Source organism: Gemmatimonadota bacterium (assembly GCA_041390105.1).
Taxonomy (GTDB): domain Bacteria; phylum Gemmatimonadota; class Gemmatimonadetes; order Longimicrobiales; family Gaopeijiaceae; genus JAGQIF01.
On sequence record JAWKQO010000001.1, the window covers coordinates 2,049,796 to 2,067,657 of the forward strand.

General features: G+C 69.5%; 10 protein-coding genes. 4 read left to right on the forward strand and 6 right to left on the reverse strand.

The genetic code is table 11. The features are described from left to right. Positions 1-6: 6 nt before the first annotated feature. Together R3E10_09030 and R3E10_09035 are read right to left on the reverse strand one after the other, a co-directional pair. The gene (locus tag R3E10_09030) at positions 7-2,538 is read right to left on the reverse strand and encodes a DUF1592 domain-containing protein (GenBank protein ID MEZ4415888.1); all 2,532 of its coding nucleotides are present in this window, start codon (positions 2,536-2,538) and stop codon (positions 7-9) included. A 113-nt stretch (positions 2,539-2,651) separates the two neighbouring features. Continuing rightward, complete coding sequence (locus R3E10_09035) at positions 2,652-3,827, reverse strand: membrane dipeptidase (protein ID MEZ4415889.1); 1,176 nt, start codon at positions 3,825-3,827, stop codon at positions 2,652-2,654. Positions 3,828-3,993: 166 nt separating this feature from the next. Between R3E10_09035 and R3E10_09040 the strand changes: the two genes are divergently transcribed. Further along, complete coding sequence (locus R3E10_09040; GenBank protein ID MEZ4415890.1) at positions 3,994-5,583, forward strand: FMN-binding glutamate synthase family protein; 1,590 nt, start codon at positions 3,994-3,996, stop codon at positions 5,581-5,583. Between the two features lie 134 nt (positions 5,584-5,717). On the opposite strand, the gene R3E10_09045 is transcribed toward R3E10_09040, so the two are convergent. Beyond that, positions 5,718-6,914 (reverse strand): MFS transporter, encoded by a 1,197-nt coding sequence (locus tag R3E10_09045; protein MEZ4415891.1) that lies wholly within the window; start codon positions 6,912-6,914, stop codon positions 5,718-5,720. 191 nt (positions 6,915-7,105) lie between these two features. Here R3E10_09045 and R3E10_09050 point away from each other — a divergent pair, with 191 nt between their 5' ends. From R3E10_09050 to R3E10_09060, 3 genes are all read left to right on the forward strand, one after another. Then, entirely contained in the window at positions 7,106-8,743 is a 1,638-nt protein-coding gene (locus tag R3E10_09050; protein ID MEZ4415892.1) for a D-aminoacylase, read from the forward strand. A 212-nt stretch (positions 8,744-8,955) separates the two neighbouring features. Next, positions 8,956-9,282 (forward strand): PadR family transcriptional regulator, encoded by a 327-nt coding sequence (locus R3E10_09055; GenBank protein ID MEZ4415893.1) that lies wholly within the window; start codon positions 8,956-8,958, stop codon positions 9,280-9,282. Continuing rightward, a complete protein-coding gene (locus R3E10_09060) occupies positions 9,279-12,011 on the forward strand; it encodes an ABC transporter permease (protein MEZ4415894.1) in 2,733 nt (910 codons plus the stop codon). Before R3E10_09055 ends, R3E10_09060 begins: the two co-directional genes overlap by 4 nt. 47 nt (positions 12,012-12,058) lie before the next feature. Here the strand turns inward: R3E10_09060 and R3E10_09065 are convergent, their stop codons facing one another. The 3 genes from R3E10_09065 to R3E10_09075 form a co-directional block, all read right to left on the reverse strand. After that, on the reverse strand, positions 12,059-14,701 hold the full coding sequence (locus R3E10_09065) for a DUF5916 domain-containing protein (GenBank protein MEZ4415895.1): 2,643 nt from the start codon (positions 14,699-14,701) through the stop codon (positions 12,059-12,061). A gap of 88 nt (positions 14,702-14,789) precedes the next feature. Beyond that, entirely contained in the window at positions 14,790-17,330 is a 2,541-nt protein-coding gene (locus R3E10_09070; protein MEZ4415896.1) for a M56 family metallopeptidase, read from the reverse strand. After that, positions 17,327-17,710: a BlaI/MecI/CopY family transcriptional regulator gene (locus R3E10_09075; protein MEZ4415897.1), complete on the reverse strand. Its 384-nt coding sequence runs from the start codon at positions 17,708-17,710 to the stop codon at positions 17,327-17,329. Before R3E10_09075 ends, R3E10_09070 begins: the two co-directional genes overlap by 4 nt. Positions 17,711-17,862 lie beyond the last annotated feature (152 nt).

Here is a 17,862-nt window from a genome sequence, read left to right on the forward strand (position 1 = left end):
CTACGTTCAGCGAGTCCGCTCGTCAGTAGTGCTGGCTCCGGGCGACGCCTGCTTCATGCGGAAGGCGTCGCTCTGGATGACACCCAGGATGAAGGCCGACATGCGGTAGTCCTGTGCTGCGGCCGCCGCCGCGATCGCCCGCACCGTGGGCTGGTCCTCGGTCTCCACACGTCGGCCCAGCGCGTAGGCCATCAGGTTCTGCGTGAAGGTCCGGGACAGGGAGATCGGCCGCTCCAGCAGCACCCGCGAGAGGTCGGCCGGGCTGGCAATCTCGGTACCGTCGAAGAACGTGCCCTGCGTGTCCAGCGGGACCCCGTTCTCGCGGATGCGCCACTTGCCCGTCACGTCGAAGTTGTCCAACGCCAACCCGATGGGGTCGATGACCTGGTGGCAGGACGCGCAGCTCGGGTTGGCCCGGTGCAATTCCATGCGCTGCCGGGTGCTGAGCACCTCTCCCGCACGAGCCGACGCCGTTTCCTCCAGGTCCGGCACACCGGGCGGCGGTGGCGGCGGAGGCGTGCCCAACAGCACCTCCATCACCCACTTGCCACGCAACACCGGTGACGTGCGATTGCCGAGCGACGTCTGCACCAGGACGCTCCCGTGGCCGAGGATCCCGCGCCGCTCGTCCCCGGACAGCTTCACCAGGCGGAACTCCTCCCCGTAGACGTCGGGCACCCCGTAGTGCGCGGCCAGCCGCTCGTTCAGAAACGTGTAGTCGGCTCCGTACAGATCGAGCAGGCTCCGGTCCTCGCGCACCAGATGATCGAAGAACAGCTCGGTCTCCTGTCGCATCGCCTGCGCCAGCTGCCGGCTGTAGTTCGGAAACCAGAAGGCGTCAGGCTGGACCTTGTCGAGGTCCTGCAGACGCAGCCAAAGCCCGGCGAAGCGCGTCGCCAACGACGCCGAGCGCGGGTCGGCGAGCAGTCGGCGCGCCTCCGCCTCCAGCACGGTCGCATCACTCAACTGGCCGCTGGCCGCCGTGCGTTGCAGACGCTCGTCCGGCACCGTGCCCCAGAGGAAGAACGAGAGGCGCGCGGCCAGGTCCGGACCCGAAAGCGTATAGACCTCCCCAGGAACCGCCGAGCGGGGCTCACGCTCCATGCGGAACAGGAAGTGCGGGCTCACCAGGATGGCTTCCAGCGCAGTGCGCACGCCGACCTCGAAGCCACCTTCCTCGGCGCCCAGCTCGTAGAAGCGCATCAGATCGGCGAGGTCGTCTCCCTCGAGCGCGCGACCGTAGGCGCGAGCAGCCAGCCGTCCCACGATCGCCTCTGCGCAGGGCTGCTCTTCACGGGGCGTGGTGGGCCGGCAGGTGAAGATGCGCTTGCGCGACGGCGTCTCGGAGACCCCCACGGCGTTGTACGGACCCTCGAGCGTCATCGCGGTGATGTGCGGGAGCGAGGTGGTGCCGTAGGACGCTTCCGTTCCGGTCAGCGACCAATCGTTGGGGCGGATCAGGTCCTCGTAGGGGCCGTCCATCCGGCGGACGAACGCGGCGACCACCCGGTGCTCACCCGCGCGGATGAACACGGGATCGGTGCGCACCGGGAAGGCCTTGCGACCCTGGAAGTCGATGTCGCCGCCATACTGCACGAGCGCCACGCGCTCGCCGTCCACGGAGACGTCGATGTCATGGAAGCGCTCGCCCCACCCCGACATGAAGGCCAGATCGACCGTGTACTCGCCGTCGGCTGGGAAGGAGTGCAGCACGCTGATCCCGCCGCGCGTGCCGAAGGGGGCACCTTCGACCCGCTCCCATTCGTGTTGGGAGACCTGCGGCGCGTTGGTGAAGGTGACCGAGCTCGCCGGCGCGTCCTTCTGACCGATCGCGCGTCGCGCCACCTCGGAAGCCGCCGTCAGATACGCATCCATCAGCGTGGGAGAGATGGTCTGCGCATCGGCGATGTTGTCGAACGACGAGCTGAGCGGATCGGCGGGCAGCCACTCCGCCGCATCCACGGTGATGCCCAGGACGTCCAGGACGAGGCGCGCGTACTCCGCTCGGTTGAGCCGCTGGAAGGGGCGCGTCCCGGGATGCGGATGCGCGGCCGCGGCCCGGTCCACCAGCGTCTCCAGGGTCGAGGCCAACGCCTGCAGCGAGTCCCCTGCGGGTCGGTCCGCACCCCGCGGCGGCATCATACCCGCCCGCAACTTGCGGATCATGCGCTCCGCGGTCTCGACCTCCGCCGCGGCCCCGTCCACCGCGAAGTCCGCGAGAGAGAGATTGCCGCTTTGGCGTCGCTCGTTGTGGCAGCGCTGACAGTAGCGGTCGATCAGACCGTCCAGCTCGGGCGCGGCCGCGGAAGCGGCGGCCGTTGGGGCCGGGTCGTGCCGCTGGGTCCGAGACGCCCCCGGCGCGGAGCCCACCGGTCCGTGCCGGTCGGTCCGGGCCACCTGCCGCACCAGGGTGTCGGCCATCACCTGGGCAGCCGGCTTCCAGGAGGGGCCGCCGGAGCCCACGGTCGGGCTGCCCGCCGCCGGGCGGACCACCAGGAGGGCGCTGCCCGCCAGAAGGGCCGGAACCAGTACCTTCACGCCTGACCTCGGGTTGGAGCTGCGATGGTGCAGGCCGGAGGAACTCCCCCCGGGCGACCAGCCAGGTGCGAAAAATGCCCGGGGCGCCTGGGGACCGCCAGGGTCGACTCGGCTCAGCCCCCCCAGACCTCCCCGAACAACCGCAGGAAGTTGGCGCCCAACACCTTCTCCACCACCGCCCAGGAGTGGCCGCGCTGACGGAGCAGACCCGCCAGCTTGCGGAACTGGTCGGGCCCCTGCAGGTCCGGGATCATCGGGACCACGTCGGCCGACTCGCCCTGGGCGCCGATGCCGGCGGCGGCGCGCTGACGGATCTCCTCGCGGATCACGGCCCGGTAGGCCTCCATGTCGTCCACCTGGGTCGTTCCCCCGTCCGTGCCGATCCCCACGTGGTCCTCCCCGCACACGTTCAGGGCATGCTCGACATGCCGCACCACGTCCTCGGCCCGGGCCTGTCCCTGGGGATGCAGGAAGGGCATGAAGTAGATGCCGGCCACGCCGCCCTTGTCGGCAAGCAGGCGGAGCTCCTCATCCGTCTTGTTGCGCGGCAGATCGGTGACGGCGCGGCACCCCGTGTGGGTGATGGCGATCGGCCCGGACGAGGCCCGGATCGCATCCAGACAGGTGCGCTCGCCCGAATGACTCAGGTCCGCGAGCACGCGCGCGCCGTGGAGCCGCTCCAGCACTTCGAACCCGAAGGGCGTCAAGCCGCGATTCTCGGTCTCCATGGATCCGTCACCCACCTGGTTCCGCACGTTGTAGGTGAGCTGGATGATGCGGACGCCCAGGTCGGCGAAGGTATCCACTCGCTCCGCCCGCTCTCCCACCATCGCCGAGTTCTGGAAGCCGAAGATGATGCCCGTGCGTCCGCTCTGTTTCGCGGTCTCGATGTCCGCCGCGGTCCAGACCTTGAGCAGCACCTCCGGGTAGCGGCGCACGATGGCGTCCCACCTGCCGATCTCCTGGATCGTGTACTCGAACGGGTCGAAGGGGCCCGCCACGTAGCCGAGCGTGAGGTTCAGGGCGCTGGTGCCGGAGTTCACCACGTCCTGAAGCGCCCGTCGGTCCAGCTCGCGTTTCAGATCGGAGGGGTCGGTCCCGAGGCCGGCAGCGGCGTCACCCGGCGTGCGCAGGTTGGGATTGGCGATGCCGCCCAGCGCGTTGATGACCACCGTCTCGCGCAGTGAGGGCAGGCCCTGCCGGTGAAGCGCCTCGGCGAAACGGAAAGGGAGGAGCGGCGTGCCGGCCAGGACGGCGGAGCGCTTCAGGAAGTCACGGCGATCGAGCATGGCTCACGGGGTTGGAGACGAGTCCCAAGAGACACTCCGCCTCGGGAGATCGCCAGGTCCCGCACGGCTGCCGCCCTGCAAGATCCGCCACCTCCGTCCGACACTCTCTCGAAGCGGGGCCCTCCGGTCGAGGGACCCCAAGTCCCTGGTCGGGGGGTCGCAGCGCATGTGGATCCTGGTCATCGTGGTCGGCGTCGTCGCCGCCGTGGCGTTGCGTGACGTCACGCAGACCAAGCACGCCATCCAGCGCAACTTCCCCATCGTCGGACATTTCCGCTATTGGCTCGAGTCCGTGGGACCCGAGCTCCGTCAGTACATCGTGACCTCGAACACCGAGGAACGGCCCTTCTCCCGCGCCCAACGTCGTTGGGTCTACGCCTCGGCCAAGGGACAGAACAACTACTTCGGATTCGGAACCGACGAGCGCGTCGAGGAGGATCCGAACTTCCTGATCATCAAGCATTCCGCCTTCGGGGAGTCGGGCACCACCGCTCCGCACGGCGCTGAGGAGAAGGGGGCTCGCAAGTACTGGATCCCCTCCGCCAAGGTGCTGGGTGGGCCTCGGGGCCGGAAGCACGCCTTCCGGCCCGACTCCGCCGTCTACGTCTCCGGCATGAGCTTCGGCGCGCTTTCCGCACGCGCGGTCGAAGCCATGAACCGCGGCGCACTCCTGGCGGGTTGCCTGCACAACACCGGTGAGGGCGGCGTGGGGCCCCACCACGCGCACGGCGCCGACCTCATCTGGCAGCTGGGGACCGGCTACTTCGGCGCTCGCGACGAACAGGGTCGCTTCAGCGAGGCACGACTCCTGGAGCGTCTGGAGCACTACTCGGTGCGCGCCATCGAGATCAAGCTCAGCCAGGGAGCCAAGCCCGGGCTGGGGGGCGTGCTTCCCGCCGCGAAGGTCTCGCCCGAGATCGCACGCATCCGGGGCGTGCCCGCCGGCAAGGACTGCGTGAGCCCAGCCCGCCACTCCGCTTTTCACGACGTCGACTCCATGCTGGACTTCGTGGAGCACATCGCCGAGGTCACCGGTCTGCCCGTGGGCATCAAGTCCGCGGTGGGGGAGATCGAGTTCTGGCAGGAGCTCGCCCGTCACATGGCAGGCGGGGACCGTGGCGTCGACTTCATCACCGTGGACGGCGGAGAGGGAGGCACCGGTGCGGCGCCCCTGGTGTTCGCGGACCACGTGGCCCTGCCCTTCAAGCTCGGGTTCTCCCGCGTGTACCGCACGTTCGCCGAAGCGGGCCTGGCCGAGCGCGTCACCTTCGTGGGCTCGGGCAAGCTGGGCTTTCCTGAGAACGCCCTGTTGGGATTCTCCCTGGGCTGCGATCTGGTCGCGGTAGCGCGCGAGGCCATGATGTCCATCGGATGCATCCAGGCTCAACGCTGTCACACCGGCCACTGCCCGGCTGGAGTGGCGACGCAGAACGCGTGGCTGATGCGCGGCCTCGATCCGACGGACAAATCGGCCCGCCTCGCCAACTATGTGCTCACGCTACGCAAAGAGCTCCTGTGGCTGAGTCACACCTGCGGGGTGGCCCATCCTGGGTTGGTGACCGGAGACCACCTGGAACTGCTCGACGGGCACTTCGGTGCCAAGACCGTCGATGCCGTCTTCCACTACGAGAAGGGGTGGGGACTGCCGGGAGCGGAGGACCGCACACGTCTGGTGGCCCTCCTGCGCGGCGCCGATCCCTCCTCCGAGCCCGGATTCCTGCCAGAGAGCACCGACGAGGCGCGTCGCAGCGCCTGAGCCCGTCGGCGACCATCGGGGTGCCTTGCGCCCCGTGGTCCACGCACGCGAGACGATGCCAGGGCGTCGTCGCCTGGTCGTCTCCGTGCGCGGCTCCTGGCAGGGGCGGGGGACGCCCTTCCAGAACTCGCAGGTCAGGCGGCGTCGACTCGCTGCCTGAACGTCACCGACGCCAGCAGCAGCACCGCCGTGACGCCGACCAGTGCCGCACGGATGCCAAGCAGATCCGCGAGCACGCCCGCCGTCAGAGCACCGAACGCGTACCCCGAGTCGCGCCATAGCCGGTAGACGCCGAGCGCAGACGCGCGCCCCCGCGCATCCGTCTGCTCGGAGACGAAGGCCAGCAACGTGGGGTACACCATCCCGGTCCCCAACCCCGAGAAAGTCGCCCCCGCAACGGCGGACGCCCACGAGCCGCCCCACGCGAAGAGCGACACACCGCACGCCTGCACTCCCATGCCGGCCACGATCAGGACTCGGCGGCCGATGCGGTCCGAGAGAGGTCCGAAGTAGAGCTGGGTGACGGCCCAGATCGCCGGGTACAGCGCGACCACGAAGCCGATCCCTCCGAGCGAGAGAGCCCGCGTGGCCAGGAGCAAGGGCAGAAGACCCCACAGCGCCCCATCCTTGAAGTTGGTGGCCAGCCCGCAGAGGCTGGCCGAGGACAACCCGGGATGCGCGTACGTTCCTTGCCCGAGCGCGGTGCGCAGCCGGGGAGGGCGTGGGACGGGCGTCCAGCCCTGCCGTGCGCGAGGGACCGGCCGTGTCTCCCGCACACCGATCGCCAGCAGGAGACCCGCAACCGCGACGCCGAGACCCAGATAGTACGGCTCCGGTCGCAGGCCATAGGTGCTGGCGATCACTCCCGTTCCCGCGGCGGTGGCCGACATCCCGGCGTATCCGGCGAACTCGTTCCAGCCGATCACCCTGCCCCACAGGCTGCGCGGCGCCAGATCCACCTTCATCACCACGGTCATGGACCACGTCAACGCCTGGTTCATGCCCAACAGCACGTTGGCCAAGAGCACCCACGCCCAGGAAGGCGCCCACATGAGGATGAGCGGAACCGGAATCGCATAGAGCCACCCGAGGAGCAACAACGGCCGCCGGCCGTGTCGATCCGCCAGGCTTCCAGCCGCCAGGTTCATCAAGGCCTTGGTGAGCCCGAACGTGACGATGAACGCGGTTGCGGCCACTGTGGAGGCGACGCCGAAGTCGGCTTCCGCCATTAACGGCAGCACCGTCCGCTCGATGCCCACCATGCCTCCGACGAAGGCATTGTTGAGAACGAGCAGAACGATGCGTGACCAGGCGACTCGGTCCGTGGGCACCTACATGGCCTTCGGGTGGGGGCAGCGCCCTGTCGATGACCGGGCGCGCGCCATTCGCGCGCCCGCTTCTCAGATAGGGCATTGGCAGCACTCACGAAAGGACCCGCCTTGGCGGTGGGCCCGCCCGCGCGGTATGGTGCGGGCGCATCTGCGAGCTTCGCTTCGACGCCCTGCCCATCCGGAAGGATGCCATGCGATCCGTCACGCTGCGTGCCCCGCACCTCTCGACCCTCGCGCGCCACCCCGGCGTGCTGCTGCTCGTCGCGCTCCTGCTCGCAGCGCCGTCTCTCTTCGCGCAGACGTACGATGTCGTGATCAAGGGCGGTCAGATCGTGGACGGCACCGGCGCTCCCCGCTTCCCGGCGGACATCGCCATTCAGGGGGACCGCATCGTAGCCATCTCCCGCGAGGGCATCGACGCCAGCGAGGCGCGCCAGGTCATCGACGCGACGGGGCGCGTGGTCACCCCCGGCTTCATCGACAACCACTCGCACGTGCAGCTCTCCATTGCCGACTACCCGCTGTCGGAGAACTTCCTCCGCCAGGGGATCACCACGCTGTCCGCTTCGCTGCATTCGGGCGATCAACCCTGGCCGCTGGACACCTTCGCGTCCGGCCTGGAGACCGCGCCCAACCTCGCCTTCTGGGCCGGCCACTCCTGGGTGCGTCGCCAGGTGATGGGGCTCGACAACCGCGACCCCACCCCCGAAGAGCTGGACCAGATGAGGGAGCTGGTGGCCGAGTCGATGCGACAGGGCGCGATGGGGCTGTCCACCGGACTCCTCTACGTTCCGGCCAACTACGCAAGAGCTGAGGAGATCATCGAGCTGGCCAAGGTGGCCTCGCAGTACGGGGGCATCTACGTGAGCCACATGCGCAACGAAGGCTCCGGCCTGCTGGATTCGGTCCGGGAGCTGATCCGCATCGCCGACGAGGCGGACATCCCCGCCCAGATCAACCACCACAAGGCCACGGGCGCCGCGCACTGGGGGTGGAGCGAGCGTTCCTTGGCGCTGATCGACTCCGCCAACGCGGCCGGTCTGCGGATCACGCACGACCTCTATCCCTACGCGGCCAGCAGCACGGGCTCCTCCATCCTCTTCCCGCAGTGGGCACTGGCCGGTGGCGCCGCCGGCTTCGCCGAGCGGGTGGCGGACGCCGCCACGCGTGAGCGCATGGAAGCGGACATGCGTGAGATCTGGATGAAGGATCGTGGGGGTGCCGACCTGGCCCGCGTACAGTTCCGCACGTTGCCTTCCGACCCCCGCTACGACGGGAAGACGCTCGCCGACTACGCGGAGGATCGCGGATTCGGGCGGATGGATCTGGAAGCCGGGATCGATCTGGCGATCGAGCTGCAGCTGGCCGGTGGCTTCAGCGCCATCTACCACGCCATGGACGAGCAGGACGTCATCCGTATCATGCAGCACCCGCTGGCCATGATCGAGACGGACGGCGACAACGTCGGCTACGGGGAGGGCTTCCCCCACCCACGGAGCTACGGCGCGTTCCCCCGGGTCCTGGCGCGCTACGTACGCGAGTTGGGCGTGCTTTCGCTCGAGGAGGCCGTCAAGAAGATGACGTCCATGCCGGCCACCTGGCTGGGGCAGACGGACCGGGGCAGGCTCGCTCCCGGCATGCTGGCGGACGTGGCGGTCTTCGACCCTGACGCCATCCAGGACCGGGCCACCTACGCGGACCCCCACCAGTACTCCTCCGGCATCGAGCACCTTCTGGTCAACGGGGTCCTCGTGATCCGGGGTGGCGCCTTGACCGGGGAAAAGCCCGGGCGCTGGATTCAGGGTCCCGCCACGAAGCCCGTCAGCTGAGGCGCAGCCGGCAGCGGCCGGCCCGACGGCAGTGCAGCGGCCCCCGCCCCTCGAGTGTGCCCGGCCCCGCCTGAAACCCACCGCGGTGCGTCTTCGTTCTTATCTATATCGACCAGTATAGATGCTCGCCGGCGGCTGGGCGCCTCCCTGGGAAGGGCTCTCGCGCAGCGGTCCGTCGGGCACCTGCCCCGGAGCGTGCGGTGCCAGACCTGATGAAGCCCCAGTGGTTCCAGATCCTGTTGGCCCTCTCCCGCGGCCCCCTGCACGGCGTCGCCATCATGGAGGAAGTCCTCGAGCAGACGGACGGTGCCATGAAGCTGTGGCCGGCCACGCTGTACGGCTCCCTGCGCGACCTGGAAGAGACGGGGTGGATCCGTGAGACGCCCTCCGACCCGGACGAGCCGCAACCGGGCGGCAAGCGGAACGTGCACACGCTCACGCCCCGCGGGCGCGACGCGTTGGTCGCCGAGCTGAAGCGCCTGCAAGGGACGCTGGAGTTGGCCCGCCGACGCCGGCTGCTGGAGCCCGGGACCGCATGAGATCGCTGTTCGAAGCACTCTGGTGGCTGCTGCTGCGTCTGCACCCACGCGAGTTCCGATCGCGGTATGGCCAGGATATGCACCGGGTGTGGACGCGGATGCTGGAGCAGGCGGCAGCCCAACCCCGCGGTGCCGGTCGAGCCCTCTGGGCCGTCCGCCTCCGCGGCTTGCTCGATGTGACCCTCGGTGGAGTGCGGGCGCGCTGGAAGGGAGATCTCCGGGCCGCGCGGCCCGATGACGAACATCGCACCAACGGAGGAGGGCACGTGCTCGGCAACTGGTTGCGGGATCTGCGGGTCGCCCTGCGTGGGCTCCGACACGCGCCGCTGTTCTCGCTGATCGCGGCGGGTTCGCTCGCGATCGGCATCGCGGCCAACACCACGGTCTTCAGCGCCGCCAACGCGCTCCTCTTTCGACCGCTGCCGGGCGTGGGCAACTACGATCGCGTCGTAGAGCTGGGTCGGTCCTTCGACGGCTCGGGCTTCGACACCTTCGCCTACCCGGACTACTCCGACGTCCGAGACCAGGTGAGCGCATTGGCGTCCACGTCGGCTTTCACGTTCGAGCTGGTCAGCCTGTCGCAGGGTGCCGAGGGTACACGTGCGATCGCGTTCGCCGTCGAACCCACCTACTTCTCGCTTCTCGGTGCTCCTCCGGGCCGCGGCCGCTACTTCCTCTCCGACGAGTCCACGACCACCGGCAACCACCCGGTGGTGGTGCTTTCCCACCGCTACTGGCAGGATCGCATGGGCGCCGATCCGGACGTGTTGGGCGCCACCCTCCACATCAACCGCCTGCCCTACACCGTGGTGGGCGTCGCGCCCGCCGCGTTCCGCGGGCACATGGTCGGAGCCGAGCCGGATGTCTACATCCCCTTGAGTCAGGTGCCTCTGCTGGACGGTGAGCCGAACGAGTTCGCCGCGCGCAATGCGTCCTGGCACCTCGCGCTCGGGCTGCTCGCCCCCGGTGCCGACCTGGACCGTCTGAACGAGGAGCTGGCCACCGTGGGCGCACGCCTGGCCAGCGCCTATCCCGCCACCAACGCGCGGCGCAGCTTCCGCGCGGTTCCTCTGGGCCCCATCCCGGGCAACGGTCGCGGTGGCGTGCGCCTCTTCATCACCGCGCTGCTGGCCATGGTGAGCCTGATCTTGATGGTGACGTGCACCAACGTGGCGGGGATGTTCCTGGCGCGGGCCACGTCGCGCGAGCACGAGATGTCGGTGCGGTTGGCGCTGGGCGCCAGCCGCGCGCGCCTCATCCAACAGCTTACCGTCGAGACGCTGGTGGTCTTCGCCCTGGGAGGCGGCCTCGGCGTGCTGCTCGCCGGCCGGGTGCTGGCCGGGATTCGGCCTGACACACTTCCCATCCCCATCCCCCTGCATCTCGATCTCGCACCGGACTATCGGGTGCTCGGCTTCGCCGCGGGCATCACCCTGCTCACGGGGCTGGTGTTCGGCCTGCTTCCCGCCCTCCGCTCCACGCGCACCGGCCTCGCAGGCGGAGCCCGGGGCGAGGGAAGGAGCGGCGGTGCTCGTGCCGGTCGGATGCGGCTGGTCTTCGCCGCCGCGCAGGTGGGCTTCTCGCTGATCCTACTGGTGGCGGCTGGCCTGTTCGTGAGGTCCCTGCAACGGGCCGCCGCCATCGAGACCGGATTCCAGGCCGAGGGGGCGTGGGTCACCGCCCTCGACCTCACCCTGGACGGCTACGACGAGGAGCGGGGGCGCATCTTCCAGACCCGCCTGTTGGAAGCGCTCCGAGGGCAACCCTGGGTCACGCAGGCAGCGCTGGCGTCCGACCTGCCGCTCGATCTGTCCAGCTCCGGTACGTCGGTGGTCCCCGAAGGATGGGACATGGCGGAGGGGAATCGTGCTCCCTTCGGCACCGACTTCAATCGCGTCTCCGACGGGTACTTCGAGACGTTGCGCATGCCGGTGCGAAGGGGCCGCACCTTTCTGCCCGCCGACGCCCGCGGCTCCACACGGGTTGTGGTCGTGAGCGAGTCGTTCGCCGCGAACGCCTGGCCGGACGGAACGGCCGTGGGCCGCTCCATCGGCATTCGCGTGCAGGACGGTGACAGCCTGGCGGTGCAGACGTGGGAGGTGGTCGGCGTGGTGGCCGACACCAAGAACCAGCTGATCACCGACGAAGCGCAGCCGTTCCTCTACTTCCCGCTCCCGCAGGAATGGACAGCCGCGACGCAGGTGGTCGTGCGCTCGGACGCGCTCCCCGACAACGTCTTCCGCGGCCTGCGCAGCACCTTGCTCGACCTCGACCCCAACTTGTCCCTCGGTGCGATCACGACCCTCGGCCAGTACACCGCCGTCGGGATCCTCCCGCAGCGTATCGCGGCCTGGCTGACGTCCGGCTTGGGCGTGTTGGCGCTGCTGTTGTCGGGACTGGGCATCTATGGCGTGGTGTCCTATTCGGTGGGCCTTCGCCGGCGGGAGATCGGCATCCGCATGGCTCTCGGCGCCGACCGCAGCAGCGTGGCCTTCCGCTTCCTCGGGGGGGGCTTCCTGCTGGCGCTCCCGGGACTGCTCATCGGAGGAGCGCTCTCCGTGGTCTTCTCCCGCCTGCTGCGCTCGCTGCTCCTGGACCTGAGCCCCTACGACCCGGTGGCCCTGGGTACGGTGAGCGCGCTGCTGCTCACCATGGTGCTGCTGGCTGCGTGGATCCCGGCCCGCCGAGCAGCGCTCCTGGACCCTGCCGAGTCGCTGCGCGAAGAGTGAAGCAGCGAGCGGGTCGGGGGGCCACGCCCCCTGACCCGCGCTCCGCCCTATCCCACGGGAAGCCAGTAGCTGGCCTTGAGCAACAGGCGGTGCTCGCCGGGCGTGGTCACGGCATCCCACAGGTCGCCGGCACCCACCCGGCTGCCTTCGCCCACGCTGGAGAAGCGGTCCTGCTGCCAGACCAGGAAGAGCGTGCTCCCGGGTCGCCACTCCCAGCGCAGCACCGCGTTGCTGCGGAAGGAGCGCACGTTGAAGTCGCGATTGGCGAGCGTGAACGACTGCGTGCCTTCGCTGACCGTGCGGGTCCCATTCTCGTCCACCGTCAGCAGGGTGCCGTCCTCACCGTAGGTGCGCAGCGCGCGACTTCCCGGCTCCGGCAGCTCGCCGTACCCGAAGAAGCGACCCGAGGCCGCAAAGGGCTCGGCGTAAACCTCCAGCGTCAGGTCGGGCGCCAAGGCGTAGGAGGCCCGGATCTCCGCCAGGAAGGTGGTGCGGTCCGTGAACGCGAAGACGTAGCGGTCGCCGAAGGTCGCCGCGGGGCCACCCGACAGGCGCGAGATGTACTGGCGCGGATTGCGTTGGATCAGGTAGTTGGGTGCCAGCGACAGCTGCCAACGCGGCCCGGGCCTGAGCGACAGCTCGCCGCTCAGACGCATGGTGCGTTCGCCCTGCTCACCTTCTCCGAAGAAGATGCGGCCGTTCCAGCGCGTGTCGGAGGCAGCGCTGGAGAGCAGCTGGGCGATGGTCACCCAGGCTCGCCCGGTGCCCACCAACGGACCACCACGGCTGAGCGTGGGCGACTGAGCGCGGAAGTCGCGCCAGGCCGTCAGGTTGATCCGCCAGAAGTTCGGCAACGTCAGCCGTGCGTCCGAACGCAATGCACCGAACGTCCGTGTGCCGTCGAACGTGAACAGATTCTCCTGCGACACGGTGACCGAGTAGTTCCGGAGCCAGCGCCCGGGCTGCGTCTCCCGGTAGGTCAGGTTCAGGAAGCCGCCGAGTTCGTCCCCATTCCCCAGCCGTCCGGCGTCGTTGGGCTCGAACCCCGGGGACTCCCAGTAGCTGTCCGCGCTCCACAACCAGTGGGCGCCACTGTTCTTGCTGACTGTGAGGAACCCGGTATGACCCACCAGCGCGCTGCGCGTGGGGTCGAGCGATACGTGCGTTTGGTCGGGGCGTTGGAAGTAGTGCACCGGCGAACGCTGCGTGCGCAGGATGGCCGCGGAGCTTCCCTCTACGTGTGTGAAGCCCGCAGCCCCCGCCACGGTGTAGGCGCCTCCGCGGAAGCGAAGGTTGAAGTTGGCCTGCCCGCCCACAGCGCTGCGGTGCAGGAAGTCGCTGAGCGTGTCAGCGCCGTCCAGGGTGCGGTGCAGGCCCGTCAGCAGAACCCCCACCGTCGATGCGTCGCGACCGAACTCGTGCTCGCCTGCGACGACCCCGGTGGCGGTGCGCGGTGCGATGCGTGTCGTCGCGAAGCCCTCGTCGGCACTCCAGGTGCGGGCGCGAGCTTCTCGGGTCAGAGCCCCCAGCACCCCGAACGACGTCCCGCTCTCGAGGCGGCCGGTCAGTTTGCCGGCTCCCAGGATCGTCGCGGTCTCGGGGGCGGCGACGTAGTCGGCGTCCACCGGCACGGACGGCAGGCCCCCGATGCGGCGGGAGTAGAACAGATTGCCGTTGTTGAAGAGCTGGCTCCCCTCCGTGAAGAAGGGCCGGCGCTCCGGAAAGAAGACCTCGAAGGCACTGAGGTTGACGACCGCCGGGTCCGCCTCGACCTGGCCGAAGTCGGGGTTGACGGTGGCGTCCAGGGTGACGTTGGGACCGAAGCCGACCTTCAGGTCTCCGCCGGCCCGCACCGAGCCCTCCCGGGCCCGCGCGAACGGGTCGTCCGGGTCTGGCTGCGAGATCAGCGTCGCCTCGCTGGCGACGTAGGGGAGCATCTCCACGCCACGGGTGGGATCCACGGCTCGGATGCCCTCCAACGTTCCGAAGCGTGAGGCCCAGGCGCGCACGTCGCGTGGCACTGCCGCCCAGTAGATGCGCTCCTCCCGTTGGGGAATGCCTCGCGCGAAGTTGATGCCCCACCGCTGCTCGACGCCCGGAGTGAAGCGCAGTTGGGAGAACGGAATGCGGATCTCGGCGCTCCAGCCTCCGGGATCGCGACTGGTGCGCGCCGCCCAGACGGGGTCGTAGGCGTCGTCGTAGCTCTCCTCGTCATCGACTGCGTGATAGCGATCGAAGCGCACTCCGCCGGCCGTCACGCCGAAGGTCACCGCCGTACGTCGGTTCAGATACGTGTCGAGACTCACCAGGAAGAAGTCGGATTGCCCCTCCTCATCGCGGCGACCGACCGGCGCTCGCACCACCTCCCCGTCACTCTCGTACAAACGGGCACCCACGTAGAGGGCGTCCCGGTCGTAGAGCACGCGCACCTCCGTGCGCTGGCTGGGCGGCGCTCCCTCGATCGGCTCCTTCTGCACGAAGTCGCTGACCACGGGCGCGCGTGCCCAGACGTCTTCGTCCAGACGCCCGTCGAGGTGCAACGCCGCTGCGGGCACGGCGACCGCTTGCACGGTGAGGGAGCGCGAGCGCTCTCCCCCCTGGCTGGACTGGGCCACCGACGCGACCGGCACCAGGGCGGACAACCCCACCATGCCGACGAAGAACACAAGTGCTGTTTTTTTAGCACACATGGCGCAGAACTCGGGGGGAATGGTGAGTTGGGAGCGGGCGACGCACAGGGGAGCCCCGCGCTGCGGGGCCCCCTTGCAGACGCCGCTGCTAGCGGGCGCGGGCGACGGCCGAGAGAACCCGGCCGCGCTCGTGGTCGGAGGACAGCCGGTCCGCGGAGTCGAGCAGGCGCTGTCGCACGCGGTCTCCCACGGAGTCGAGGCGGCCCACCAGGTCGAGCAGGACCTCGGCCCGTTCGAAGTCCGAGTCCATGGTGTCGACCCGGTCCAGGAGACGGTCGACGTTACCGTCCGACAAAGGGGCGCTGGACAGCGCGGCCGCGAGGGCACGGCGGGCCTCGTAGTCGGACTCTACGCTCTGGATCACATCGAGGAAGGCGGTCAGGGTGGCGTCGTCCATGTCCGCCTGACGGGCGAGCTTCACCAGGAGCTCCACCACCTCGAAGTCGGATCCGATGTCGGCGGCGAGCTCGATGAGCGCCCCGGTCTCCGCCGGAGTCAAATCTTCCCGGAGCAGTGCCTCCAGGGTGCGGCGCATCTCGTAGTCGGACTCGATCGTGCGGGCGGCGTGCAGATACGCCACGCGAACCTGTTGGGAAGCGAGGTCATGTTGGACGCGGGTCAGCAGCTCCGCCATCTCGTAGTCGGAGGAGATCTGCTCGCTCGCCGTGTCCAGCGCGGCCGCCACTTCGGATGGGCTCAGTCCACCGGTCGCCAACAAGTGCGAGAGGTAGATGCGCGTGGTGTACCCTGAGCGGATGTGGCCAACCTCCTGCAGGACGGCCGGCACACCGCCGCGTGCCAGGATACGCTGCACGCGTGCTTCGGCGTCAAGGCCGGTCACGCGGTACACCTCCGGGATGACCTGGGCCAGCCAGCCGGCCGCCTCGTCGAAGGGACGCTCATCCCGGTCCACCCAGTACTGCCGCTCCAAGCGCCCGTTGCCACCCGACTCGATGCGAATGCGCCTGCGCGCCCCCTGGCCGGACTGCTCGAGCTCGAAGCGGCCACCACGGGAGAGCGCTTCGATCCCGCTCTCGTCCTCCGAGAAGCGCACCTCGCCACGCACCTCCAACTCCCATGTGCATGCGGCCGTGGCCCAGAACGCCCTCATGCGCTCGTCGTCGACGTTGACCTGGTCACTCTTGACGCGGTGGTCCGGATCGAAGCATGGGTCCGTTTGAGCCGCGTGGGGGAGCGCATTCAGGTGGGGAAGCAGCGTAAGCGCAGGCTCCACCCACCCGACGTCCACCGGCACGGGCTCCGGCCCGGGCAACCCAGGTGCCAGCGGTGCCACCACGGGAGACGGAACCGCTGGCACCTCGACCCACACGCCCACGTCCGGCACTACGCGCACCGTGACGTCGGGCGCGAGCGGCGGCACGAGTTCCACCAGCCCCGCCAGTGTCGGCTCGCTGCTGCGCATGGCGAGAGCCGAGAGCGGCACCGCGAACCCACTCAACACGATCACCACGGCGAGCACGTCCCAGCGGGTCGCTCCCGCACGGCGGCGCGCCGGGTCCAGAATCGCCTCCACACGACCTCCGAGCTGGCTGCTGCGGGCCATGGCGAAGGCAGCTGCCGGAAGCTCTTGCCTGGCCGGAAGCCCGCGCGCGACGGCGATCAGCCCCGCGGCATAGTCGCTCGCTCGGGTGCCGACCGAGAGGACGCGGTCGTCCGCCGCCTGCTCGCTCTCCGCCCGCAACTGGTGGAGTGCCACCCACGAAAGCGGGTTCATCCAGTGCAGCGCGCAGATGAGACGCGCGAGCAGCATCACGGGTTGATCCCCGCGCACCACGTGCGCGAGCTCGTGCAGCAGGGCCTGACGCAGGCGGTCGTCACTCCAGAACCGCGCGTCGGCAGGCAGCGCCACCACGGGGCGGTTCAGCCCCCAGGTCATGGGAACCGGGATCCCCTCGCCTTCAACCAGGCGTACCGTCCTCGTCACGCCCATGTCCGCGCAGGCGTCTTCCAGCAGCGCATCCCAGCGCGCTCCCGTGAGCGGCGCCGTGCCGCGCTCCAGGGCCGCCACCCGGACCAGTCCGACGATCGTCGTCAGCCCGAGCAAGCCCGCACCGCCGGCCCAGAGCAGCAGCAACGCCCACCAGGCGGAGCCCTCCATGCTCACGGAGTCGAGCCGGAATCGTGCGCTGCCTTCCAGAGCCGGTGGCAGGGGAGTGAACGCCAACGCGTCGCCGCCGCGCGCACCGACGCTCGGAGCCGCCGTCACCGATGTGCCGACTCCCGCGACGGCCACGGGCTCCAGCACCGAGGGGACCGTCACGTCCCGAACCGCTGGCGCTGCCGCATCCTCGGAGACGTCGAAGGCCAGCGCCGGCGACGCTGCCACCGCCTCCTCGGAGACGTCGAACGCCAGGGCCGGCTGTCGAACCAGCGCGGGAAGCGCCTGCCAACGGGGCAACACCCCCGACAGGACCGGGAGGAGCAGCAGCGCACCGATCCCGGTGACCCACACCAGATGTCGCACGGCCGCCGAGCGGGTGCGAGCGAGCGCGCGGGCGGCGAGTGCCGTCACGCTGAGGAGCACAGCCCCCTTCACGAGCACGCTGGCCAGCCCGAACGCGAGCGTCGGTCCGAAGGCCACCACCATTCTCCACACGTCCACCATCATCGCCCCTCCCGCCGAGCCCGTTCGATGAGCGCCGACAGCCGCTCCAGTTCCTCCGCTTCCAGCGATCCCGCGGTCCGATCCAGCAGCGCCGCCACGGCCTTCTCGGTCGATCCCTCGAAGAACGTGTCGAGCACCCGTTTCAAGGCCCGCTCCCGCGCCTGGGTGCGCGGGACCGTGGCCCGGTAGAGGTAGCGCGGCCCGTCCTGCCGGTGCTGCAGATGTCCTTTGTCCTCGAGCACGCGCATCAGGGCACGCACGGCGGAGTAGCTGGGGGGATCGGGTAGCTCGTCCAGGACATCGCTCACCGCCACCTCGCGGTGCCGGTAGACGATGTCCATGATCTGCCGCTCGCGGCGGCTCAACGGTAGCTCTTCACTCATCCGTGTCCCCTCACGTTCCTCGGTCCGCGCCAGCCCCGCACTGCGCCCCCTCCGAGCCCCCGGCGGCAGTCGGATGTCCCAACCGTACGTCGGCGGGCGCTGCTAGTTTCATAGCAGTGTGCTGAATATTTAGCATAGACCGCGCCCGGGCG